The 21,908-nt window shown below is 62.5% G+C and carries 23 protein-coding genes and 2 riboswitches; of the genes, 12 read left to right on the top strand and 11 right to left on the bottom strand.

The features are described from left to right. Window positions 1–50: 50 nt before the first annotated feature. Complete coding sequence (locus tag LHU53_RS06500) at window positions 51–761, top strand: ProQ/FINO family protein (protein ID WP_227331453.1); 711 nt, start codon at window positions 51–53, stop codon at window positions 759–761. Between the two features lie 169 nt (window positions 762–930). On the opposite strand, the gene LHU53_RS06495 is transcribed toward LHU53_RS06500, so the two are convergent. From LHU53_RS06495 to gcvT, 5 genes are all read right to left on the bottom strand, one after another. Then, the gene (locus LHU53_RS06495; RefSeq protein WP_227331451.1) at window positions 931–1,167 is read right to left on the bottom strand and encodes a YlcI/YnfO family protein; all 237 of its coding nucleotides are present in this window, start codon (window positions 1,165–1,167) and stop codon (window positions 931–933) included. A 36-nt stretch (window positions 1,168–1,203) separates the two neighbouring features. After that, entirely contained in the window at window positions 1,204–1,923 is a 720-nt protein-coding gene (locus tag LHU53_RS06490; RefSeq protein ID WP_227331449.1) for an endonuclease/exonuclease/phosphatase family protein, read from the bottom strand. 144 nt (window positions 1,924–2,067) lie between these two features. Continuing rightward, on the bottom strand, window positions 2,068–5,007 hold the full coding sequence (gene gcvP, locus LHU53_RS06485) for an aminomethyl-transferring glycine dehydrogenase (RefSeq protein ID WP_227331448.1): 2,940 nt from the start codon (window positions 5,005–5,007) through the stop codon (window positions 2,068–2,070). A 129-nt stretch (window positions 5,008–5,136) separates the two neighbouring features. Next, on the bottom strand, window positions 5,137–5,511 hold the full coding sequence (gcvH, locus tag LHU53_RS06480; RefSeq protein ID WP_227331447.1) for a glycine cleavage system protein GcvH: 375 nt from the start codon (window positions 5,509–5,511) through the stop codon (window positions 5,137–5,139). A gap of 254 nt (window positions 5,512–5,765) precedes the next feature. Beyond that, window positions 5,766–6,914: a glycine cleavage system aminomethyltransferase GcvT gene (gene gcvT, locus LHU53_RS06475; protein WP_227331445.1), complete on the bottom strand. Its 1,149-nt coding sequence runs from the start codon at window positions 6,912–6,914 to the stop codon at window positions 5,766–5,768. A 56-nt stretch (window positions 6,915–6,970) separates the two neighbouring features. Then, window positions 6,971–7,105: riboswitch (glycine riboswitch) on the bottom strand. A gap of 21 nt (window positions 7,106–7,126) precedes the next feature. After that, window positions 7,127–7,241: riboswitch (glycine riboswitch) on the bottom strand. A gap of 55 nt (window positions 7,242–7,296) precedes the next feature. Here gcvT and LHU53_RS06470 point away from each other — a divergent pair. Then, window positions 7,297–7,542 carry a hypothetical protein gene (locus LHU53_RS06470; RefSeq protein ID WP_227331444.1) on the top strand — a complete coding sequence of 82 codons (246 nt, stop codon included), beginning with the start codon at window positions 7,297–7,299 and terminating at the stop codon, window positions 7,540–7,542. A 32-nt stretch (window positions 7,543–7,574) separates the two neighbouring features. Then, on the top strand, window positions 7,575–8,099 hold the full coding sequence (locus LHU53_RS06465) for a C40 family peptidase (protein WP_227331443.1): 525 nt from the start codon (window positions 7,575–7,577) through the stop codon (window positions 8,097–8,099). Between the two features lie 21 nt (window positions 8,100–8,120). On the opposite strand, the gene LHU53_RS06460 is transcribed toward LHU53_RS06465, so the two are convergent. Both LHU53_RS06460 and LHU53_RS06455 read right to left on the bottom strand, forming a co-directional pair. Beyond that, entirely contained in the window at window positions 8,121–8,456 is a 336-nt protein-coding gene (locus LHU53_RS06460) for a hypothetical protein (protein WP_227331442.1), read from the bottom strand. Then, a complete protein-coding gene (locus LHU53_RS06455; RefSeq protein WP_227331441.1) occupies window positions 8,456–10,147 on the bottom strand; it encodes an electron transfer flavoprotein-ubiquinone oxidoreductase in 1,692 nt (563 codons plus the stop codon). Before LHU53_RS06455 ends, LHU53_RS06460 begins: the two co-directional genes overlap by 1 nt. 138 nt (window positions 10,148–10,285) lie before the next feature. Between LHU53_RS06455 and LHU53_RS06450 the strand changes: the two genes are divergently transcribed. From LHU53_RS06450 to LHU53_RS06435, 4 genes are read left to right on the top strand one after another with little or no spacing between them, the layout of a single operon-like run. Further along, complete coding sequence (locus LHU53_RS06450) at window positions 10,286–11,068, top strand: SDR family oxidoreductase (protein WP_227331440.1); 783 nt, start codon at window positions 10,286–10,288, stop codon at window positions 11,066–11,068. Further along, window positions 11,049–11,993 carry a DMT family transporter gene (locus LHU53_RS06445; RefSeq protein ID WP_227331439.1) on the top strand — a complete coding sequence of 315 codons (945 nt, stop codon included), beginning with the start codon at window positions 11,049–11,051 and terminating at the stop codon, window positions 11,991–11,993. Before LHU53_RS06450 ends, LHU53_RS06445 begins: the two co-directional genes overlap by 20 nt. Continuing rightward, complete coding sequence (locus LHU53_RS06440) at window positions 11,990–12,622, top strand: chorismate lyase (RefSeq protein WP_227331438.1); 633 nt, start codon at window positions 11,990–11,992, stop codon at window positions 12,620–12,622. The genes LHU53_RS06445 and LHU53_RS06440 overlap by 4 nt, the downstream gene beginning before the upstream one ends. After that, the gene (locus LHU53_RS06435) at window positions 12,619–13,038 is read left to right on the top strand and encodes a thioesterase family protein (protein ID WP_227331436.1); all 420 of its coding nucleotides are present in this window, start codon (window positions 12,619–12,621) and stop codon (window positions 13,036–13,038) included. Before LHU53_RS06440 ends, LHU53_RS06435 begins: the two co-directional genes overlap by 4 nt. Before the next feature lie 69 nt (window positions 13,039–13,107). Here the strand turns inward: LHU53_RS06435 and LHU53_RS06430 are convergent, their stop codons facing one another. Together LHU53_RS06430 and LHU53_RS06425 are read right to left on the bottom strand one after the other, a co-directional pair. Then, entirely contained in the window at window positions 13,108–13,488 is a 381-nt protein-coding gene (locus LHU53_RS06430; RefSeq protein ID WP_227331434.1) for a DUF2934 domain-containing protein, read from the bottom strand. Between the two features lie 105 nt (window positions 13,489–13,593). Then, the gene (locus LHU53_RS06425; protein ID WP_227331433.1) at window positions 13,594–14,148 is read right to left on the bottom strand and encodes a LuxR C-terminal-related transcriptional regulator; all 555 of its coding nucleotides are present in this window, start codon (window positions 14,146–14,148) and stop codon (window positions 13,594–13,596) included. 101 nt (window positions 14,149–14,249) lie between these two features. Between LHU53_RS06425 and LHU53_RS06420 the strand changes: the two genes are divergently transcribed. From LHU53_RS06420 to LHU53_RS06410, 3 genes are all read left to right on the top strand, one after another. Next, window positions 14,250–14,963 (top strand): CoA transferase subunit A, encoded by a 714-nt coding sequence (locus tag LHU53_RS06420; protein WP_227331432.1) that lies wholly within the window; start codon window positions 14,250–14,252, stop codon window positions 14,961–14,963. A gap of 2 nt (window positions 14,964–14,965) precedes the next feature. After that, window positions 14,966–15,604, top strand: coding sequence for a 3-oxoacid CoA-transferase subunit B (locus LHU53_RS06415; protein WP_227331430.1), 639 nt, complete (start codon window positions 14,966–14,968; stop codon window positions 15,602–15,604). Between the two features lie 92 nt (window positions 15,605–15,696). Next, on the top strand, window positions 15,697–16,182 hold the full coding sequence (locus LHU53_RS06410) for a LapA family protein (RefSeq protein WP_227331429.1): 486 nt from the start codon (window positions 15,697–15,699) through the stop codon (window positions 16,180–16,182). Between the two features lie 19 nt (window positions 16,183–16,201). Here LHU53_RS06410 and LHU53_RS06405 read toward each other — a convergent pair whose 3' ends face one another. Next, the gene (locus LHU53_RS06405) at window positions 16,202–17,626 is read right to left on the bottom strand and encodes an MATE family efflux transporter (protein ID WP_227331427.1); all 1,425 of its coding nucleotides are present in this window, start codon (window positions 17,624–17,626) and stop codon (window positions 16,202–16,204) included. Between the two features lie 201 nt (window positions 17,627–17,827). Between LHU53_RS06405 and LHU53_RS06400 the strand changes: the two genes are divergently transcribed. Continuing rightward, window positions 17,828–18,751: a DMT family transporter gene (locus LHU53_RS06400; protein ID WP_227331425.1), complete on the top strand. Its 924-nt coding sequence runs from the start codon at window positions 17,828–17,830 to the stop codon at window positions 18,749–18,751. A gap of 7 nt (window positions 18,752–18,758) precedes the next feature. On the opposite strand, the gene mutL is transcribed toward LHU53_RS06400, so the two are convergent. Further along, window positions 18,759–20,885, bottom strand: a complete 2,127-nt coding sequence (gene mutL / locus LHU53_RS06395) for a DNA mismatch repair endonuclease MutL (RefSeq protein ID WP_370632232.1) — start codon at window positions 20,883–20,885, stop codon at window positions 18,759–18,761. Between the two features lie 329 nt (window positions 20,886–21,214). Here mutL and LHU53_RS06390 point away from each other — a divergent pair, with 329 nt between their 5' ends. Further along, on the top strand, window positions 21,215–21,856 hold the full coding sequence (locus LHU53_RS06390) for a VTT domain-containing protein (RefSeq protein WP_227331422.1): 642 nt from the start codon (window positions 21,215–21,217) through the stop codon (window positions 21,854–21,856). Window positions 21,857–21,908: the final 52 nt, after the last annotated feature.

The following is a 21,908-nucleotide window of genomic DNA, read 5'->3' as shown; positions in this document are numbered from 1 at the left end:
CTTTGAATGACAATCGCGGGTTAAACAAACTGATCCAACCGATCCCCGCCATGACCGATACCTTGCCAGATTCTCACGCGCCCACTCCTGTTTTGGCCGAAGAAGCCGTTGATGCGGCGGCCGCACCTGCCCAGGCAGCCGCCCCGGCCCCAACCGTGCCCGCCAAAGGCAAGGGCCGCTTTGCCAGCGCCCAGCCGGTGCTGGAGAAGCTGTTTGAGCTGTACCCCCATCTGTTTGGCCAGCGTTTTGTGCCGCTCAAGCTCGGTGTGTTCCAGGACCTGCTGGCCGCCCACCCGGATGTGTTTGCCAAGGACGAGCTCAAAGTGGCACTCGGTGTGCACACCCGCTCTACCCGCTATTTGCAAAGTGTGGCCCAAGGCCTGCCGCGCCATGACTTGTTAGGCCAGGTGGTGGAGCCGGTGGCGCCCGAGCATGTGCTCTTATCGATGGTGGAAGTGTTCCAGCGCCGCCAGGCGCGCTCTGACGAAGATTTGCTGCCCAAACTGCGCAAGCAGATGCTGGCCGCCTACCAGGCCAGCGGCCTGACCCGCCAGGACTACCTGTCGCGCCTGACCACGCTGGATGAGAAAGTCGCCGCCTTGCTCGATGAGGTGATTGACGAGGTCGAACAGCAACGTGCCCGCCAGGCCGCCCTGCTGCGGGCCTTTGATGCCAGCGGCAAGACCGTGGAAGACTTCGCCGCTGAACTGGGTATGGATGTGCGTCAGATCCAGACCGCGCTCAAGCAACGCAAGGCCTGAGCTGGCTCACGGGTTTGATCGACCCGCCCAACAAAAAACCGCCGGGGTAACCCAGGCGGTTTTTTGTTGGTTGAACTTGGTCACTGCGCTGGCGCGCGGCAGGCAGTGTCCTCTGGCCGCACCGCTTTAAGCGTTCCGGGCGCCGAGCCCCGTGACCGTGAGCGCTTGCTCAGCGTTCGTCACCCGCTTGTGGCGCAACCCGCCGAACCTTCGCCAAGGCAGCCACCGCTTTGTCTTGGCTGCTAAGCCGCGCGCGCTCCTGAAAAAAGGCCTCGGTGTTGAGGGCAGAGATTTTCTCCGCCACCGCCGTCACGATGAACTGGTTAAGCGATGCGTCATCTTGGGCCGCCAGTTGCTTGGCGTGTTGGTGCAGTGAGTCGGGCAGACGCAGGGTAATTGGGCTCATGGTGTTTTCTCCAGCAAACGCAACCAGGACTGGGCGTTATTCCGACCGTTCCAAATCAAAAGCCAGGGGCAGGTGGTCACTTTCCGTCAGCCAGTCTGAGTTGGCGCCGACTTCTACCTTTCGCACGGTCCACTGCCGTCCGGTAAAGCCATAGTCGATGTGGTAGGGCTTCTCCGCGTTGCGGTGCAGAAAGAACGTGGGTCGGGTTTCCTTGCCTTGCACCTCTGAGTAGTGCCGGTGATAGCAGCTTTCCAGCCCCAGTTCAGACAGCTCGCGCACCACATCCGAGTGGTTCCACCAACGGTCCCATTGATCCCATTGGGTATTGCTGTTGAGGTCGCCTATGAGCATGGCGCGCGGATGAGCTAGAAACGGCCTGTGCACCTGCAGAAACTTCCATAACTGCCCGATGTACCCAAAGTTGGGGGAGTTGGCCTTCTTGGTCCAAGTGGCCAGCAGTGGCCAGTCGCTGTTGACGATGCAGGGTAGAAACAGTTCCAAACGCCCCAAATCGAGGGGGATGGCCTGTAGGGTTAGGTGGCTGGACGCGAAGACACCGATGCCCTTGTTCTTGTGAGTGCCGGTCCACAGATGGTTGCCGCACCAGGCGGTGTACGCAGCATCATTGGCTTGGCAGGGGTCTTCGCACTCCTGAACCACGTAGACATCCGCTTTGAAGGTGGATAGTCGGCCCCACTTTTTGCGCAGTGCGCCATTGCAGTTCCAGGTCACGATGCGAAGAGATTCTTTGGTCAATCTGGCCCCCTCTTGTGCTTTGCGCAGTTCTTCTTGAGTCTAGCGGCAGCCCGCGTCCAGAGGAAAAGGTCGTACCCATGACAGGTACGACCTTCAACCAAGCTTCACCACGGGCCGAAACACCGGTGCTCGGCACCTCAGGTTTTACTCACCCACCGGCACACACGAGCAGAACAGGTTGCGGTCGCCGTAGACGTTGTCGATACGGCCCACGGGCGGCCAGTACTTGCTTTGTTTGAGGCTGGACACCGGAAAGGCCGCCAGCCCTCGTGCATAGGGCTTGGTCCACGCTTCTTCCAATAGCGCAGCGGCGGTGTGAGGCGCATTTTTGAGCGGGTTGTTGTCCTGCGGCCAGACACCTTGCTCGACCTGGGCGATCTCGGCGCGGATGGCAATCATCGCGTCGATGAAGCGATCCAGCTCTTCGAGTGTTTCGCTCTCTGTGGGCTCCACCATCAGCGTGCCGGGCACCGGGAAACTCAGCGTGGGTGCGTGAAAGCCGTAGTCCATCAGGCGTTTGGTCACGTCTTCGGCGCTGATGCCGTTGGCGCCACCGGTGGTCTCTTTGAGTTGGCGCACGTCCAGAATACATTCGTGCGCCACACGGCCGGGTTTGCCGTCCACCGGCACACTGGTGTAGAGCGTGGGGAAGTGGTCTTTGAGGCGCGCGCTGATGTAGTTGGCGCTCAGAATAGCCACTTCGGTCGCAGCTTGCAGGCCTGCGGCGCCCATCATGCGGCAGTACATCCAGCTGATGGGCAACACCGCGGCATTGCCCAAAGGCGCAGCTGACACCGCACCCACACCCGAGCCAGCCAGATCACCCGCGTCATGGCCGGGCAGGAAGGGCACCAGATCAGCCACCACACACACCGGACCCACACCGGGGCCGCCACCGCCGTGCGGGATGCAGAAGGTTTTGTGCAGGTTCAAATGGCTCACGTCACCACCAAACTCACCCGGTGCGGCCAAGCCGACCAGTGCATTCATGTTGGCGCCGTCCACGTACACACGCCCGCCGTGGCTGTGCACCAGCGCGCAGAGGTCTTTGACGTTCGTCTCGAACACCCCGTGGGTGCTGGGGTAGGTGATCATCATCGCGGCCAGATTGGCGCTGTACTGTTCACACTTGGCCTTCAAGTCGGCCATGTCGACATTGCCTTGGGCGTCACAGGCGGTCACGACCACCTTCATGCCCACCATGGTGGCGCTGGCCGGGTTGGTGCCGTGGGCGCTGCTCGGGATCAGGCAGATGTTGCGGTGCGCTTCACCACGTGAGGCGTGGTAACCGCGAATCGCCAGCATGCCGGCGTATTCACCCTGGCTGCCCGCGTTGGGCTGCAGGCTGATGCCCGCGTAGCCGGTGGCCTGGCACAACCAGGCGCGCAGTTGCGCGTCCAGCTCGGCATAACCCTGGCGCTGGTCGGCTGGGGCAAACGGGTGGATGCCTGCGAACTCGGGCCAGGTGATCGGGATCATTTCACTGGTGGCGTTGAGCTTCATGGTGCAGCTGCCCAGCGGGATCATCGTGCGGTCCAGCGCCAAGTCAAAGTCCGACAGGCGGCGGATGTAACGCAGCATGCCGGTTTCACTGTGGTAGCTGTTGAACACCGGGTGGCTCAGGTAGCTGCTTGTGCGCAGCAGCTTGGCGGGCAGCAGCGGGTCGGCCAGCGGCTCCACCTGGGCAAAGGTCAGGGTGCGGCCACGGCCACCGGTTTCACCACGGCGGGCGGTGTTCGGCCAGCCACTCACCGCGTCGGCAAAGAAGGACCACAGCGCCTCCACATCGGCGCGGGTGCTGGTCTCGTCGAGCGAGATGCCCAGGCTGTCTTTGGAGACCAATCGCAGGTTAGCCCCCGCCTGCAGGGCGTTGTGAACTATCGAAGAAGTAGCGTCACCGGTTTCCACGGTGAGGGTGTCAAACGCGGTGGCATTGGCCACGGTGTAGCCCAGCGACTCCAGACCAGCGGCCAACACGGCGGTCAGGCTGGCGACGCGTTGGGCGATGCGCTTCAAGCCCTGCGGGCCGTGGTAGACCGCGTACATGCTGGTGATGACGGCGGGCAGCACCTGTGCGGTGCAGATGTTGGAGGTGGCTTTTTCGCGGCGGATGTGTTGTTCACGCGTTTGCAGCGCCAGGCGGTAGGCTGGGTTGCCATGCACGTCGACACTGACGCCGACCAGACGGCCAGGCATGCTGCGTTTGAACTCGTCGCGGCAGGCCATGTAGGCGGCGTGTGGGCCGCCATTGCCCATGGGCATGCCAAAACGCTGGGTGGTGCCAATCGCGATGTCGGCACCCAATTCACCGGGTGGGGTGAGCAAGGTCAGCGCCAGCAGGTCAGCGGCCAGAATCACCACGCCACCCTTGTCTTTGTAGTTGGCGATCCATTCACGGTCATCACGCACCACACCACTCACGCCGGGGTACTGCAGCAGCACCGCAAAACTCTCATCGGCCAGGGCCTCGTCGCCGGTGCAGGTTTTGACGGTGATGCCCAGCGGCTCGGCGCGGGTGCGGATCACTTCCAGGGTTTGCGGCAACACCTCGTTGTCGACAAAAAAGGTGGTCGACTTGGACTTGCTCATGCGCAGCGCCAGCGTCATCGCCTCGGCAGCGGCTGTGGCCTCATCCAGCATCGAGGCGTTGGCCATCGGCATGGCCGTCAGGTCGGTGATCATGGTCTGGAAGTTCACCAGCGCTTCCATCCGGCCCTGGCTGATTTCAGCTTGGTAGGGGGTGTAGGCGGTGTACCAGGCTGGGTTTTCCAGGATGTTGCGCAGGATCACACCCGGGGTCAGGGTGTCGTAATACCCCTGGCCGATGTAACTCTTGGCCACCTTGTTCTTGGCGGCGATGGCTTTGAGTTCGGCCAGCGCGGCGGCCTCGGTGATGGCGGGTGAGATCGCCATCGGCTGGCTGCGGCGGATGCTGCCAGGCACGATTTCGTTGATCAGTTCGGCGCGCGAGTTGGCGCCGACCGCCTTGAGCATGAGCGCTTCATCGGCGGCGTCCACACCAATGTGGCGGGCGATGAATTCGCTGCTGTTTTCAAGTTCGGACAGGGGGGGGGTGTTGGGCATGGCGGTGACTCAGAGGTGACAAAACAACAGGCGGGAAACGCGGCCAAAGCTAACCAGAGGTGGCCATCACAGGGAGCAGGGGAGGGCGTGCGCCGCCAGTCAGGTCACCGGCGGCGGCACGCTGCAGTTTTAATGTGCGTCAGCTGCAAAGCTGGTGTAGCTGGTTTCGTCCATCAGGCCGTCGAGTTCGGCCGGGTTGCTCAGTGTCATCTTGAAGAACCAGCCTGCGCCCAGCGGGTCTGAGTTGGCCAGGGCCGGGTCAGCGCGCAGGGCCTCGTTGACTTCGGTGACGGTGCCGTTGGCAGGCATATAGACGTCAGCGGCAGCCTTGACCGATTCGACCACCGCAGCGGCGTCTTTGGCCGCGTAGGTTTTGCCAACTTCGGGCAGATCCACAAACACCACGTCGCCCAGCGCGTCTTGTGCATGGTGGGTGATGCCCACGGTGGCGTTGTTGCCGTCGATCAGGACCCATTCGTGGTCTTGGGTGTATTTGATGGTCATGTGGTGCTCCGTAAAGTGAATTGAAACAAGTGGATTGAAACGTTGGGAAAATTGAGCTTGAGCTGTGTGCTTTTTATCCAAAGCGAGCTTTGGTGTTACCCGCAGCACGCATTGGATATCTAACTACGCGAATGTCCCCCGGTTTGGGCTATGCCCAAACCTCCTCCTTTATCTCGCTGCGTCAGACACCCAACGCACGCCGCTAGTCGCTGTCGGGGGTAAAGCATGGTCAGGAAGGATGTTTGCAAAAGGATTTAACCGCGGAAGTAGTTCGTGGGCACAAAGGGCATGGCCACGACTTCCATTTTGACGGGTTTGCCACGCACGATGGCGTTGACCTGGGTACCCACAACGGCCAACGCGGGCGGCAGGTAGCCCATAGCGATGGGTTTGTCGATAGTGGGGCCAAGCAGGCCGCTGGTGACTTCACCGACGCGGGCGCCACTCTGGTCTTGCAGCTCGGTGTGTTCACGCACGGGAATACGTTCCAGTGCGATCAATCCAACACGTTTTCGGGTGGTTGTGTGGGTCGGGTCAGCGAGTTGCGCCAGTATTTTGGTAGCGCCCGGAAAGCCACCTGCGCGGGCGCCGTCGGTGCGGCGGACTTTTTGCATGGCCCAGTTGAGGCTGGCTTCGACTGGGGTGGTGCTGGCGTCGATGTCGTTGCCATAGAGTGGCAGACCGGCTTCCAGTCGCAGCGAGTTGCGTGCACCCAGGCCAATCGGTTTGACTTCGGGTTGGGCCAGCAGGGCGTTGGCCAGTGCCAGCGCGTCGGAGGCATGCACCGAGATCTCGAAACCGTCTTCACCGGTGTAGCCGCTGCGGGTCAGAAACACGTTGATGGTTTGTGTGCCGGTGTTGACCGTGAAGTCGCCGCCGGTCATGAACACCAGTTTTTCCACCCCAGGCGCCAACCGGGACAACGCCGTCACCGCCTGCGGACCCTGCAAGGCCAGCAGGGCAAATTCAGGCATCGGGATGACCTGGCAGCGGCTGCCGATCTTGGCCTGGATGTGGGCGATGTCACCGACCTTGCAGGCGCCGTTGACGATGACAAAAATCTCGTCCGCCGCTTTGCGGAAAAACATCAGGTCGTCGATGATGCCGCCGTCCTCGTTGAGCAGCAAGCCGTAACGTTGTTTGCCGATGGCCAGGTCAATCACATCAACTGGCAGCAGGCTTTCCAGCGCGGCGGCCGCGTCCGGGCCGACCAGGCGCAGCTGGCCCATGTGGGACACATCAAACAGGCCCGCTGCAGTGCGAGTGTGTTTGTGCTCGGCGATCAGGCCAGCCGGGTATTGCACTGGCATGCTGTAACCGGCAAACGGCACCATGCGTGCGCCGAGAGCGATGTGCAGGTCATTGAGGGGAACGTTCAAAAGCGATTCAGGTGATGCGGACATCAGGCACTCCAGGGGCAGACCAAAAAAACCATGACACAACGGCTGTTCTGTCACAGGCTGCCCCCGCTGTCCGCTTTACCTGAGAGATTCGCCGGGCCAAACCGCTTCAAAAAAACGGTCAAACTGCGGGTTGCTCCTTCGGTGGGCCGTACGCCGTGTCGGGCGTTTGGCCTCTCTCCAGTGGGGAAACGTTGTGAACCCGGGCGAGTCCAAAACGGTTGTCAGTCCTTTTGCCTGAGCGTTCAAACCGCTGCAATCAGCGGCTCTGCGCCTTCGGCGGCGGCCCCGACATTTGACGGCGGGGCGGCTCTCTCCTGACGCGCCGAATTCTACCTGCACCACCGATAATGACGACCGCTTCCAACCGTGTGACTCCCTCCGTATGAATGACTCGACAACTCCTCTTTTTCTTGGCCTGGTGTCCAACCAGACGGCGTTCATCGCCGGTATTGTGGTGTTTCTGGTGATGGGTTTGCTGGCGTTCAGGCGCGGTAAACAGACCCGACGTATTGAATTCACCGCGATCGGTTTGGCGCTGATGATGTTTCCCTTAGCGGTGTCGCAGGCCTGGTTGTTGTGGTCGATTGGCGCGGCCTTGCTCGTCTTGTTGGCGGTGCGGTGGAAGTGATGCGCGTCAGGGTACCTGCTGATGCCCCGGTCATGGCACGAACGCCCGGTCTGGTGTTGGCCGCGCTGATTCTGGCCTTGGCCGGCTGCAGCAGCACCCCCCCGGCGCCGCGCGTCTGGCAGCCGCCATCTCCCAAGGTTTGGGGGGCGGCAGCCTCGTCGTCCGAGATCGCCTCGCGGTTGTCACCCGAGCAGGCGGGTGATGTCACCTTGTACGCGGTCGGCCTGGTGGGCACGCCTTACCGTTATGGTGGCAACACCCCTGCGAGCGGTTTTGATTGCAGTGGCCTGATCGGGCATGTGTACCAGTCGCGCGCTGGTGTGGTGCCGCCGCGCACCGTGGCCCAACTCCAGTCCTGGGGCTCGGTCATCACCGATGAGCAGGTGCGCTCGGGTGATGTGGTGCTGTTTGCCCAACGCAACACGGTGACCCATGCGGGCATTTACGTGGGTGAAGGGCGATTTGTCCACGCGCCTTCAACGGGTGGCACGGTGCGGCTGGAATCCCTCAACGCCCGGCATTGGGCGGCCCAGCGCATCACGTTTCGCAGGCCTTGATGGCGTGACCGCGCTGACTGCTCAGCCCAGGGCCGAGACCACGCTGACAAACACCACCTTGACGGCCAGCCAGGTGCCCACCACGATCAGCCAGGTTTTCCAGCGCAAGCGGGGGGTGTTCAGACGGTTTTCCGCCAGCGTGAAGACCACGGCGCAGGCCGCGCCAAACAACAAGCCCACCAGCGCCTGGTAGGTTTTGTCCACCCAGACCGACGCTGCGTTGTCTGCCACGGGCTGAAACACGCTCACCACCAGCCCGAACAGCAGCCAGCGCACGGTGTAGCCGCGCCAGCGGTACCACGGCCCAGGCGGTTCGCTGGACCAGTGTGGCGGCAGGGACGGGGCGGCAGGTGACATCACATCGCCGCGTAATTGGGGCCACCACCGCCTTCGGGTGTGACCCAGACGATGTTCTGCGTCGGGTCCTTGATGTCGCAGGTCTTGCAATGCACACAGTTTTGCGCATTGATCTGCAGTTGGTCTTTGCCGCTGGCGTCCTGGACGAACTCATAGACACCAGCCGGGCAGTAACGTGCCTCGGGTCCGGCGTATTTGGCCAGGTTGATGCTGACGGGCACGCTGGCGTCTTTGAGCGTCAGGTGCGCGGGCTGGTTTTCTTCGTGGTTGGCGTTGCTGATGAACACGCTACTCAAGCGGTCAAAGGTCAGCTTGCCATCGGGCTTGGGGTACTCGATCGGCTTGCACTCAGACGCTGGCTTCAGGTAGGCGTGATCCGGTTTGTCGCGGCGGATCGTCCACGACATGTTGCCTTTGAGGGCAAACTGCTCCAGCCCGTTCATCAGCGTGCCCACCCGCAGGCCGTATTTGAACCAGCTCTTGAAGTTGCGCGATTTGTTGAGTTCGGTGAAGAGCCAGCTCTTCTTGAAGGCGGCCGGGAAGGCGGCCAGTTCGTCCTGCTGGCGGCCCGCGGTCACTGCTTCAAATGCCGCTTCAGCGGCCAGCATGCCGGATTTGATGGCGGCATGGCTGCCTTTGATGCGGCTGACGTTCAGGAATCCGGCATCACAACCCACCAGCGCGCCGCCGGGGAACACCGTTTTTGGCAAGGACAGCAGGCCGCCAGCCGTGATGGCGCGGGCGCCGTAAGCCAGGCGTTTGGCGGTGACTTCACCTTTCGAGTTTTCCAGGTACCAGCGGATGTTCGGGTGGGTTTTCCAGCGCTGGAATTCCTCGAACGGGCTCAGGTACGGGTTGCTGTAGTTCAGCCCGGTGATGAAGCCCATGGCAATCTTGTTGTCTTCCATGTGGTACAGGAATGAGCCGCCATAGGTTTTGTCGTCCATCGGCCAACCGGCGGTGTGCAGCACCAGACCGGGTTCATGGCGCGCCGGGTCCACTTCCCAGAGTTCCTTGATGCCGATGCCATAACTTTGCGGGTCGCAACCGGCGTCGAGCTTAAATTTTTCGATGAGTTGTTTGCCAAGGTGGCCACGTGAGCCTTCGGCAAAGATGGTGTATTTGCCCAGCAGTTCCATGCCGATCTGGAAGTTGCCGCCGGGCTCGCCATTTTTCTCAATGCCCATGTTGCCGGTGGCCACGCCACGCACGGCACCCGCGTCGTCATACAGCACTTCAGCGGCGGCAAAGCCGGGGAAGATTTCCACGCCCAGGTTTTCTGCTTGGGTGGCCAGCCAGCGGGTGAGGGCGCCCAGGCTGATGATGTAGTTGCCGTGGTTCTGGCTGCATTCGGGCAGGAACATATTGGGCGTGCGGTAGGCGCCACCTTCGCTCAGGAACAGCATGGCCTCATCGGTCACCGGCTGGTTGAGTGGCGCACCCATGGCTTTCCAGTCGGGAAACAGCTCGGTCAAGGATTGCGGATCGAGCACCGCACCAGACAGGATGTGGGCGCCCGGTTCAGAGCCTTTTTCCAGCACGACGACAGAAACCTCTTTGCCTTGGCTCGAGGCGAGCTGTTTCAGGCGGATGGCGGTTGACAGGCCCGCCGGGCCGCCGCCTACAACGACGACGTCGTACTCCATCGATTCGCGCGGGCCAAATTGGGCCAGGATGTCTGCAGGGGTCATGGTGTTCTCGCTAGATAATTGTCCACAGTCGGCGCTTGCACGCCTGATGAGGGATTGTCGAAGATAAAACGAATTTTGGCGTTGGGCTTGCACATAATAGAACGGTCGTTCTATTTTGGCTTTTCTGGAGAGACAAACATGTCTTACAACATTGATTTATCGGGCCGCGTGGCCCTGGTGACCGGGGCGTCGAGCGGGCTGGGCGCGCAGTTCGCGCGCACTTTGTCGGCTGCGGGTGCGGCGGTGGTGCTGGCCAGCCGCCGGGTTGAAAAACTCAAGGACTTGCGCGCCCTGATCGACGGCGAAGGCGGTGATGCACATGTCATGGAACTGGATGTGACCGACATCGCCTCCATCAAATCGGCCGTGGCGCATGCCGAGACCGAGGTGGGCTCGATCGACATCCTGGTCAACAACTCAGGCGTCAGCACCACCCAGCGCCTGCAGGACGTGACCGAATCGGACTATGACTTCATGTTCGACACCAACACCAAAGGCGCGTTTTTCATGGCGCAAGAAGTGGGCAAACGCATGCTGGCACGCGCCCAGGGCCAGGCGCCGGGCTCGTTCACGGGCGGGCGCATCATCAATGTGGCCTCGGCGGCGGGGCTGCGGGTTCTGCCGAAAATTGGTGTGTATGCCATGAGCAAGGCCGCCGTGATCCAGATGACCAAGGCGATGGCGCTGGAATGGGGCAAACACGGCATCAATGTCAACGCGATTTGCCCCGGCTACATCGACACCGAGATCAACCACCATCACTGGCAGACCGAGGCCGGCCAGAAGCTGCTGCAGATGTTGCCGCGCAAACGGGTCGGCCAGCCGCAAGACCTGGACGCGCTCCTGGTCATGTTGTGCTCTGACCAGAGCCACTTCATCAACGGGGCTGTGATTTCTGCCGATGACGGTTTTGGGGTCTAGCGCCAGCCAGGCCCGCTCCCGCGCCACCTGGCTCGGCATCGCGGCCGGGCTGGGTGCGGGCGCCTTGTGGGGCATGGTGTTTGTGGTGCCGCGCATGACGCCGGGGCTGTCGTCGGTGGACCTGACCGCCGGGCGATTTATCAGCTTCGGGCTGATGGCCGCGCTGGTCATGGTGCTGGGCCGGCGCAGCCACACCTGGCCCAACGCTTCGCAGGCGGCGGCGGCGCTGGGCATGAGCCTGCTGGGCGCCACCGGGTATTACCTGCTGCTGGCCCAGTCCATCAACGCCTCAGGCTCCGAGGTGCCCACACTCATCATTGGCACCATCCCGATCTGGATCATGTTGCTGGGTAAGCCGCTGGGGCTGAAATGGTCGGCACTGCTGCCGGGTCTGGTGCTGACCGCTGCGGGCCTGGTGCTGATGATGCAGGCCAGCCTGGCCAATGCCGAGACGCTGCCGCTGGCAGGCGTTGACTTCTGGTGGGGCGTGTTGCTGGCGCTGGGCGCCATGGCCAGCTGGACCGCGTTTGCGCTGCTGAACGCCGCTTGGCTCAAACGCCACCCGCAGGTGAGTGCCACCGAATGGGCCAACTGGTTGGGCATCGCCACCGGGGTCGGGGCCTTGCTGCTGTGGCTGGTGGCGGGGTCGGAGTCCGACGTGCTTTTGGCTCAGGATGGCAAAGCGCTGGCAGCGGTTGTTTGCATCGCCACCGGCATCGGCTCGGGCTGGGCTGGCAGCATCTTGTGGAACCTGGCCAGCCGCCGCCTGAGTGTCAGCCTGGCCGGGCAACTGATTGTGAGTGAAACCCTGTTCGGGCTGTTTTACGCGTTTGTCTGGGACGCTGGCTGGCCCACCCCTGTCCAATGGCTGGCCGCAGGGCTGTTCACCTTGGGCATCCTGGCCTCGATCAGGGCGCACCGATGATGCGCTGGACCGAACGCAACTTTGCCCGTGGCGATTTGCGCCGCTGGTTGCAGGCCACCGGCTCACTGAGCGCGCGCCTGGCCGCCACCGGCGAGGTGTTTTCCGTGCAGGTGATTGGCCAGGGGCGCCAACCGCTGACGCGCTCCGAGGCGCATGCGCTGGGGTTGACAGGCCCTGCGGCCGGCCATGTGCGCGAGGTGTTGCTCAAGGTCGATGGTGCGCCGCGGGTGCTGGCCCGCAGCGTCACGACCCAGCCGGATTCGCTGGGCGCCTGGCGTGCTGTGCGGGGTTTGGGGTCGCGCCCGCTGGCTGACGTGTTGTTTCGGCGTAGCGGCATCGTCCGCCAGCCTTTGCAATACCGTTTGGCCCAGCCGACAACGGCTTTGCGGCGCCAGGTGGGTCGCGCGTGGCAGCGGGCGCAAAGCCCGGCGCCAACGGTGCCTGCGCCGTTGCCCGCCACCGGGCGCCCCGTCGGGCAGGCGCTGGCGCGCAGTTTGCCGGTGCGGCGGTCGGTGTTTTTGCGTCAGGGCGCACCGCTTTTGGTCATGGAAGTGTTTATTGCGCCGCGCGCCCAGTGGGTCTGGCCGGGCCAGTCCGTGCGTGCGGCCCATCAAAGAAAGTCATCATGAAACTTGAGCTGCCGGAACAGAAAAAACTGGTTTTCCAGATGCTCATCCCGATCCGTTGGGGTGACATGGACGCGCTGAATCACGTCAACAACACCACTTATTTCAGGTACATGGAAACCGCGCGGGTGGACTGGATGCGGTCAATTGCCGCCATGCCGACGCCGGCCGGAGAAGGGCCGGTCATCGTCAACGCGTTCTGCAATTTTTACAAGCAGCTGGAGTATCCGGGGGATGTGCTGATCAAGCTGTACACCAGCGACCCGGCGCGCACCACCTTTGAGACCTGGGCCACCATGGCGCGTGCCGACCGGCCCGATGTGATTTGTGCCGCCGGCGGTGCCACCACCATCTGGGTGGATTTCCCCAAGCAAAAAGCCATCGCGCTGCCTGATTGGTTACGCCAGGTGGTCAGCTGACTTGTTGGGGAGGCGGGTCGCTGGCCCCTGCGACATCAGGGTTGCCAGCGCGCCAACAGGGCGAGGTGCTCAGGCCGTGAAATGGCCGCTGGCGATCAGGCGATCCACCTCGGCTTCAGCGGCCATCCAGTCGTCGGCCGGGTTGCCCAGGGTGAAGCCACGACGCTCGGCAATATAAAACGCCGCCACCGAGACGTAATGGTTGCGTTGTTCGGTGGTCAACACCGGCATCGGTGCGGTGGACGGTTTCAGCTTGGTGGCGCTGGCTTTCTTGGCTGCCGGTTTGGCGGCTGGCTTGGCAACCGCGGGTGCGGCTTTGGCAGGTTTGGCAACGGCCTCCACCACCGGTGCTGTCACTGCGGGCGTGGCTGCAAGCTTGGTTGCGACCGTCTTCTTGGCTGCAGGCTTGGCGACAGCGGTGGTTGCAGCTGGCTTTTTGGTGGTGACCATGACATCTCCTTGAGGTTGTAACTCGATTGCGTAAGGGGTGGGACTGTTTCAAAACGGGTTGAAACATGTCGCGCAAGCTTCAGCAACATCCGTGCCACTGCGGTCTCAGCCCGCCAACAGTTTGTGCACCAGATCGCCGGTGTTGGAAGCGGCGTATTTTCGCATCAATTTAGCACGGTAAATTTCCACCGTGCGGTGGCTGATGTCCAGCGCGCGGCCGATCTCCTTGCTGGTCAGGCCCTCCATCAGGCGCGCCGCCACCTCGCGCTCACGCGGGGTCAATTCGGCTTTCACGGGGCGCCGGGCGCTGAGGTCTTCAAACGTCCAGATGCCGGCCTCATGCGGTGCGGCCTGGTTGAGCGCGCGCCCGGTCACGTGGCACCAGAACGTTTCGCCTTTGAAGCGACCATCGAGCCGCTTCATGATGCGGTCGTCTGAGTAGGTGCCGTGGCGGTTGAGCAGCGGGGCAATGCGCGCGCCGATGCGCTCGTACTCCTGCGCGCTGGGGTACAACACCTGAAACGACTGGCCCACCAGTTGCTCCAGGCGCGCGCCAAACATCTCGCACAGGTGGCGGTTGCAGTCCACCATGATGCGGTTGCGTGACATGGCCAGCCCCACCGGGGCCAGCTCAAAGGCCAGGCGGTAATCAATCTCCATGGTTTCTGGTGGTGCGGGTTAGGGTTTGTACTTTAAGGAAAACTACGTAGTAGGCTAGGTAGTATGCTCCCGCCACATTGATCAACTTCGGAGATTCTGGCGTGAACAAAATTTACCCCTCGGCAGACGCAGCGCTGCGTGGCATCGTCAGAGACGGCCAGTTGCTGGCGGTCGGCGGTTTTGGCCTGTGTGGCATCCCGGAGGCGCTGATTGACGCGCTACGCGACAGCGGCAAAAAAGACCTGACCGTGATCTCCAACAACGCCGGGGTCGACGGCTTTGGCCTGGGCAAGCTGCTGGAAACGCGCCAGATCAAGAAGATGATTTCCAGCTACGTTGGCGAAAACAAGGAGTTTGAGCGCCAATACCTGGCTGGCGAGCTGGAGCTGGAATTCACCCCGCAAGGCACGCTGGCCGAAAAGCTGCGCGCCGGCGGTGCGGGTATTCCGGCGTTTTACGTGCGCACCGGCGTGGGTACGCTGGTGGCCGAGGGCAAGGAAAACCGCGTCTTTGACGGCCACGCCTACATTCTGGAACATGCCTTGGTGCCCGATGTGTCGCTGGTGAAGGCCTGGAAAGCCGACAAAAGTGGCAACCTGCTGTTTAGGCGCACGGCGCGCAACTTCAATCCGGCGGTGGCCATGGCCGGCAAAGTCACTGTGGTGGAAGTCGAGGAAATCGTGGAGGTCGGCACCTTTGACCCCGATGCGGTGCACCTGCCCGGCATCTATGTGAACCGCCTGGTGCTCAATGCCACGCCCGAGAAGCGCATTGAAAAACGCACCATCACCCCTTCCACCCCCCAAGGAGTCTGATCATGGCCTGGACACACGACGAAATGGCCGCCATTGCCGCCAAGGAATTGCAGGACGGTTTTTATGTGAACCTGGGCATTGGTCTGCCGACCCTGGTGGCCAACTTTGTGCCCCAGGACATCGAGGTCTGGTTGCAAAGTGAAAACGGCATGCTCGGCATTGGCCCGTTTCCCACCGAAGACGAGGTGGACGCCGACCTGATCAACGCCGGCAAACAGACCGTGACCACGCTGCCCGGCTCTGCCATTTTTGGCAGCCACGACAGCTTTGCCATGATTCGCGGCGGCAAGATCAACCTGAGCATCCTGGGCGCCATGCAGGTCAGCGAGCGCGGTGACCTGGCCAACTGGATGATCCCCGGCAAGATGGTCAAGGGCATGGGCGGCGCCATGGACCTGGTGGGTGGCGTGAAAAGTGTGGTGGTGCTGATGGAGCACGTGGCCAAGAAGAAAGACGGCACGTTTGACCTGAAGATCCTGCCCGATTGCACCCTGCCGCTGACCGGCGTGGGCGTGGTGGACCGCATCATCACCGACCTGGCGGTGATGGACATCACACCGCACGGGCTCAAGGTGGTGCAGCGTGCGCCCGGGGTTAGCATGGACGAATTGCAGGAAAAAACCGGCGTGCCGCTACACTGACCCACGGCCAACCCCGGTGAACGGCCTGGCCTGCGGATGCAGGTACAGGCCGTTTGTTTTTTGTGCCGGGAAACTCTTGAAAGGTGAAATCCATGAAACTACGAACGCTGTTGTTGCTGCTGGTGTTGCTGGCCATTGCCGGATTCACCGTGCTGAACTGGGCCGTCATCATGTCCCCCACGGCGCTGTCGCTGGGTGTGGCCGAGATTCAGGCGCCGCTGGGGCTGATTTTGCTGGGCTTGATGGTGGCGCTGATTGCGATGTTTCTGGTGTATTTGCTGTACTTGCAAACCACAGTGATGTTTGATGCCCGCGCCCACGCCAAAGAGTTGCAGAGCAACCGCAACCTGGCCGATCAGGCCGAAGCCAGCCGTTTCACCGAGCTGCGCACGTTTCTGGAGGCCGAATTCAAACGTCAGAACGCCGCCGATGGCGAGGTCAAAGCCGCCCTGTTGGCACGCATTGACCAGCTGGAGCGCGAACTGCGTCTGGCAGTAGAACAGTCAGGCAACTCGTTGGCCGCCAGCCTGGCCGAGATGGACGACCGCCAACGCGCGGGCGGGTTCACCATCCGGTAGTGCTGGGTCAAAAAGCGGGCTATCTTGTTGGTGTCGGCCAGCCGGCAATGCGCTCGCGTGCGACCCGGCGCAGCAGCAGCACCAGCCCCAGCGCGGCAATCGTCAGGCCCAGAATCAGCGCGATCCAGAAACCTTGCGCGGCCATGGGCTGCTCCGGGCGCCAAGGCATCCAACTGGGCGCCAAGCCCAGCACATAACCCAGCGGCAGGGAAAAGGCCCAAAACGCGGTCAGGTGGATCACCATCGGTGAGCGCGTCACTTTGTAGCCGCGGATGGCGCAACTGGTGATGACCTGGGTGGTGTCTGACAGCTGGAACACCGCCGCCAGCAGCAGCAACTGCGCCGCCAGCGCGATCACCGCCGCATCCGAGGTGTAGGCGCTGGCAATCTTCGTGGCTGCCAGCGCCATGCCCGCTGCCGATACCGCGGCAACCACCAGCCCCACCGCCACACCCACCCAGGCCTGGTAACGCGCCAACGTGGCATCCCCCGCGCCCAACGACTGGCCGACACGGGTCAGCAGCGCCAGCCCCAGGCTCAGCGGCACCATGAACACCAGCGAGGTGAAATTCAGCGCAATCTGGTGCGCCGCCATCTGCGTGCTACCAAACTCGGCAATCAGCAGCGCAATCAGGCTGAATGCGCTGCTTTCGGCAAAGTAGGTCACACCAATCGGCAGGCCGAGTTTGAGCAGGCTTTTGATCTGCGGCCAGTGGGGTGGCTCAAAGTGGCCCAGCGGCCAGGTGGCGCGGTAGGCGCTCGCGCGGTGCATCCACAGAATGAGTGCCAGCAGATTGAAGGCCACGGTGATCAGCGTGGCCCAAGCGCAGCCCAGACCGCCCAACCGGGGAAAACCCAGCTGGCCAAACACCAGCAGGCTGTTGACCACAATGTTGAGCCCCAGCGACAGCAGCGCAATCACCATCAGCGGCTTGGTCTGGTTCAGGCTGGTGCTGTAGCCATACAGCACCCGGTACAGCGCAAACAGCGGTAGCCCCGCACTGGTGATCAGCACAAAGCCTTTGGCCAGGTCGCGCACATAGGGCTCCAGCTGCATGTGGTCAAACAGCAGTGCCGCGGCATTGGCCAGCAGCATCGCCACCAGCCCCACAGCGAGCGCCTTCCAGAGTGCCTGGCGCACGATGTGCGGCACGCTGCCCAAATCACCCGCGCCCACCTGGTGGGCCACCGTCGGGTTGACGCTCATCACCATTCCCATGAGCGTGATCATCAGCATGTTCCAGATCGACACGCCCAGTGACACCCCGGCCAGGTCTTGTGCCGAGGCGTGCCCGGCCATGGCGACATCGACCACGGCCATGCCGACGGTGGCCAGCTGCCCGACCAGAATCGGCCAGGCCAGATGCCACAGGCCGCGCAGCTCGGTTTGCAGACGTGAGCGGGCGGCAGGGTGGCGGAAAAGGTGTTGGAGTGGGGAAATCAAACGATGAGGCGCGGGGCGCTGTTGGGGTGCAGGCAGATCAGGGCGGGCAGAGATTTTAGGCTGAACGCGCGTGGATGTTGTGCGATGGGCTTGGGTCCAAACGATCTTGCCGTCAGTGCGATCAGGCCGCGATCGGGGGGCGCCGACGCGTCGGCGTCTACACTCAGGGGTTGTCAAACCGTTGAAAAAGTTGAGTCCATTTTGGTAACGCATCCGTTTTTTTCCCAGCGCAAGGTGGTGATTTTGCTGGCCACGCTGTGTTGTTTGTTGTGGGGTAGCGCCTACCCAGCCATCAAAAATGGGTACGCACTGTTCGCCATTGCTGCAGACGATATTCCCTCGAAGATGGTGTTTGCCGGTGTTCGTTTTATCGCGGCCGGCGGCTTGTTGCTGCTGATGGCCGTGCTGACTCGGCGCGCGCTGGGTGGCTTGAGCTGGAAAAAGTTGGGTGAAATCACCACCCTGGGGCTGACCCAAACCTCGCTGCAATACGTGTTTTTCTACATCGGTCTGGCCTATACCACGGGCGTGAAGGGTTCCATCATGAACGCCACCGGCACCTTTTTCAGTGTGCTGCTGGCGCATTTCATTTACCACAACGACCGGCTGAGTTGGAACAAGGTGATTGGCTGTGCGGTGGGTTTTGTCGGCGTGATGGTGGTCAATTTCAACCAGAGCCTGCTTGACTTTCACTTCACGCTGCTGGGTGAAGGCAGTGTGGTGATGGCGGCGTTCATCCTGTCTGCCGCGTCCATCTACGGCAAAAAGGTGTCGCAGGACATGGATTCTGTCGTGCTGACCGGCTACCAGCTGGCCATTGGCGGCGTCGCGCTCACCGTGGGCGGCGCCCTGTTTGGCGGCAGCTTGAGCGGCTTCAGCTGGCAGGCATCGGCGTTGCTGGTTTATCTGGTGTTGTTGTCGTCGGTGGCGTTTGCCTTGTGGACGATTCTGCTCAAGTACAACCGGGTTGGCCTGGTGACGATCTTCAACTTTTTGATCCCGGTTTTTGGTGCGATTTTGTCGGCCATCTTCCTGGGTGAAAGCATTCTGGAGTGGAAGAACGTGCTGGCGCTGGTGCTGGTGTGCGGCGGGATCTTTCTGGTGACCAAAGAGTCGCGCGGCTGACCCGCTCTTAGCGCCCGCGCAAAAACAGCGCGTTCAGCGCCTTCATGCTGAGTTGCCGCCAGGTGGGGCGGCCATGGTTGCACTGGTCTGAACGTTCGGTAGCTTCCATCTGGCGCAGCAAAGCGTTCATTTCTTCGATGTTGAGGCGGCGGTTGGCGCGCACCGCGCCGTGGCAGGCCATGGTGGCGAGCAAGTCATCGTGGGCGCGGGCGATCACCCCGCTGGCCTCGTGCTGCGCCAGCTCGGCCAGGACGCTGCGGGCCAGCTCGACCGCGTCACCTTTCGCCAGCGTGGTCGGCACCGCGCGCACCGCCAGGGTGCGGGCTGAAAACGGCGTGATCTCCAGACCCAACGATGCCAGCGTGGCGGCGTGTTGCTCAACCGTGGCGATTTCGGCGGGTGTGGCGGCAAAGGTGGCGGGAATCAGCAGCGGCTGGCTGGGCAGGCGCGGCGCGGTTGGGCCGACGTCATGGGCGCGATGGTCGTCGGCTGTCAGGCGTTGGCTGTCATCCGGGCGCCCTGGATGGCGGGCCGTCGCCTGCCATGACGCCTCTTTTTCGGCCGGGGCCATGGCTTGGCTGCTGCGCCGGTCTGCCCACTGGGCTTTCAGGCGCTCGTAAACGATGCGTTCGTGCGCGGCGTGCATGTCCACCAGCACCAGGCCCTGGGCGTTTTCAGCCAGGATGTAGACGCCGTGCAACTGCGCCAGCGCCCGGCCAAGCGGCCAGATGGTGGCTTCAGCGAAGGGGTCGCCGGGTGAGGGTGGCGGATCGGGCTGGTTGGTGGCGAGCTCGGGTGTGAGGCTTGAACGAGCGAGCGCTTGCCAGTCGTTGGTCGTAGCAGCATCGGCATGGACAGGCTGGCGCTCAGCCGATGACCCCCACAGCGCACCCAGATCACTGACCCGGTGCCCGACAGGTGTCGCAAAAGTCATCGCCTGCTGTCTTTGGGGCATCAAGACAGGAGGCGAAAGCGATGCATCACGGGGGCGATCACCTGCTGTGGCCATCGGTGACGCGCCAGGCGGTGACCAGGCACCGGTCGCCGCGGATGCTGCCGCCGCGGCACGCGGCACGGCCAGCGCACTGTCCACCGCGCGGCGCACGGCCTGGTGCACGTCGCGGCTGTCGCGAAAACGCACCTCGATCTTGGTCGGGTGCACGTTCACATCCACCCGCGTCGGGTCCATCTCAATATAGAGCGCATACACCGGCTGGCGGTGGCCGTGCAGCACGTCTTCATAGGCGCTGCGGGCGGCGTGGGTTACCACCTTGTCGCGCACAAAACGGCCGTTCACGTAGCAAAACTGCTGGTCGGCTCTAGAGCGCGCGGCGTCGGGAATGCCCGCGCGGCCCCAGACCTTGATGGCCGGTGCAAAGTCCGGCTGTCCGGGCGCGGCGCGGCTGGAGAAATCCACCCACACCGATTGCGCCACAAAATCGCTGCCCAGCACGTCGGCCAGGCGCTGCTCCAGCGCGGGCAGGCTGCGCAACGCACCGCAGCGGCGCCACTGCTCCACCAATTTGCCCTCGTGCCAGATCGCAAAACCCACATCAGGCCGCGCCAGTGCGTGGCGGCGCACAGCTTCGACACAGTGCGCCAGTTCGGTGGCGTCGGTTTTTAGGAACTTGCGCCGTGCAGGCGTGCTGAAAAACAGCTCCTTGACCTCCACCGTGGTGCCTACAGCGCGCGCCACCGGCTTGAGTTCGCCGGTTTGGCCTGCCAGCAGATAGGCATGGTCCTGGCCACCCGCGCGTGACAGGATGGCACAGTCGGCGATTGAATTGATGGCCGCCAGCGCCTCGCCGCGAAAGCCCATGGTGCCCACCGACTCCAGGTCAGCCAGGCTACCAATCTTGCTGGTGGCGTGGCGCTTGAGGGCGACGGGCAACTCATCAGGCAAGATGCCGCAGCCGTCATCTTCCACGCTGATCAGTCGTACACCGCCGGCCAGTAGCCGCACGGTGATTTGGCTGGCACCGGCATCGAGCGCGTTGTCCACCAACTCGCGCACCACCGAGGCCGGGCGCTCCACCACCTCGCCCGCAGCGATCTGGCTGATCAGTTCGTCGGGCAGTTCGCGGATTGGGCGGCGCAAGAGGGGCTGGGCGAGGGGATCAGACATGAGAAACATCAAACGGGTTAAGCAGCGGGACCTTGAACGCGGCAAAGTCGCGCGTGTTGCGGGTGACGAGAGTGAGCTGGTGAGCCAGCGCGGTGGCAGCGATCATGGCATTTTCAAATCCAAATAGCAGCCTCTGCCCAAGGTCGCAACTGTACCAGCGCATCTAGGCTGGGCAGGCAGGCCGTTCTATCGCCAGGACCGGGTCAGCACCACGCGTCTGCGATAGCCGTCAAACTGCGCCGACTGCACCAGCACCACAACCGCAATGGCTTCACGCGACCATCCCGTTCAACCCCAGAGCATGGGCCAGCAGGTGCTGGCAGAGATAATCGCCCGCCATGGACATCATCATGAACCTTATCGACTTCATCCTGCACGTGGACAAGCACCTGGAAGTGTTTGTGCAGACTTATGGTGCCTGGGTGTACGCGCTGCTGTTTTTGATCATCTTTGTGGAAACCGGCGTGGTGGTCATGCCGTTTTTGCCGGGTGACTCGCTGCTGTTTGTGGTGGGGGCCATGTGTGGCGTCGGGCTGATGAGTTACCCGCTGACCGTGAGCCTGCTGCTGGCGGCAGCGATCATGGGCAACCAGTCCAACTACATGATCGGGCGCTACTTTGGGCCCAAGGTGTTTGGCTGGGAAGACTCGCGTTGGTTCAACAAAAAAGCGTTTGACCAGGCGCACGCGTTTTACGAAAAGTATGGCGGCATCACGATTGTGGCGGCGCGGTTCATGCCGTTTTTGCGCACTTTTGCGCCGTTTGTGGCGGGTGTGGCGCAGATGACGCGCAGCAAGTTCACTTTTTACGACGTGCTAGGCGGCACATTGTGGGTGGTCGGCATCGTCACCGTGGGTTACTTCTTTGGCAACCTGCCGTGGGTCAAGCTGCATCTGGACAAGATCATCTGGGCCATGATTCTGGTGCCCGGGTTGTTTGTGCTGGCAGGCGCCTGGCGCGCCAGAAACAAGCCGGCCTGAGACCGATGGTGGCCGTCAGGCACTGCAGGCCGACGCGATGGCTGTCACTCTG

Source organism: Rhodoferax sp. U2-2l (assembly GCF_020594515.1).
Lineage (GTDB): Bacteria > Pseudomonadota > Gammaproteobacteria > Burkholderiales > Burkholderiaceae_C > Rhodoferax.
This window is presented reverse-complemented; position numbering and strand designations above follow the sequence as displayed.

Bases quoted from the DNA above. Each gene is read 5' to 3' on its own strand.
- LHU53_RS06500 (WP_227331453.1), top strand. From the start codon at position 51: ATGACCGATACCTTGCCAGATTCTCACGCGCCCACTCCTGTTTTGGCC.
- LHU53_RS06495 (WP_227331451.1), bottom strand. From the start codon at position 1,167: ATGAGCCCAATTACCCTGCGTCTGCCCGACTCACTGCACCAACACGCC.
- gcvP (WP_227331448.1), bottom strand. From the start codon at position 5,007: ATGCCCAACACCCCCCCCCTGTCCGAACTTGAAAACAGCAGCGAATTC.
- gcvH (WP_227331447.1), bottom strand. From the start codon at position 5,511: ATGACCATCAAATACACCCAAGACCACGAATGGGTCCTGATCGACGGC.
- gcvT (WP_227331445.1), bottom strand. From the start codon at position 6,914: ATGTCCGCATCACCTGAATCGCTTTTGAACGTTCCCCTCAATGACCTG.
- LHU53_RS06470 (WP_227331444.1), top strand. From the start codon at position 7,297: ATGAATGACTCGACAACTCCTCTTTTTCTTGGCCTGGTGTCCAACCAG.
- LHU53_RS06465 (WP_227331443.1), top strand. From the start codon at position 7,575: ATGGCACGAACGCCCGGTCTGGTGTTGGCCGCGCTGATTCTGGCCTTG.
- LHU53_RS06460 (WP_227331442.1), bottom strand. From the start codon at position 8,456: ATGTCACCTGCCGCCCCGTCCCTGCCGCCACACTGGTCCAGCGAACCG.
- LHU53_RS06455 (WP_227331441.1), bottom strand. From the start codon at position 10,147: ATGACCCCTGCAGACATCCTGGCCCAATTTGGCCCGCGCGAATCGATG.
- LHU53_RS06450 (WP_227331440.1), top strand. From the start codon at position 10,286: ATGTCTTACAACATTGATTTATCGGGCCGCGTGGCCCTGGTGACCGGG.
- LHU53_RS06445 (WP_227331439.1), top strand. From the start codon at position 11,049: ATGACGGTTTTGGGGTCTAGCGCCAGCCAGGCCCGCTCCCGCGCCACC.
- LHU53_RS06440 (WP_227331438.1), top strand. From the start codon at position 11,990: ATGATGCGCTGGACCGAACGCAACTTTGCCCGTGGCGATTTGCGCCGC.
- LHU53_RS06435 (WP_227331436.1), top strand. From the start codon at position 12,619: ATGAAACTTGAGCTGCCGGAACAGAAAAAACTGGTTTTCCAGATGCTC.
- LHU53_RS06430 (WP_227331434.1), bottom strand. From the start codon at position 13,488: ATGGTCACCACCAAAAAGCCAGCTGCAACCACCGCTGTCGCCAAGCCT.
- LHU53_RS06425 (WP_227331433.1), bottom strand. From the start codon at position 14,148: ATGGAGATTGATTACCGCCTGGCCTTTGAGCTGGCCCCGGTGGGGCTG.
- LHU53_RS06415 (WP_227331430.1), top strand. From the start codon at position 14,966: ATGGCCTGGACACACGACGAAATGGCCGCCATTGCCGCCAAGGAATTG.
- LHU53_RS06410 (WP_227331429.1), top strand. From the start codon at position 15,697: ATGAAACTACGAACGCTGTTGTTGCTGCTGGTGTTGCTGGCCATTGCC.
- mutL (WP_370632232.1), bottom strand. From the start codon at position 20,885: ATGTTTCTCATGTCTGATCCCCTCGCCCAGCCCCTCTTGCGCCGCCCA.
- LHU53_RS06390 (WP_227331422.1), top strand. From the start codon at position 21,215: ATGGACATCATCATGAACCTTATCGACTTCATCCTGCACGTGGACAAG.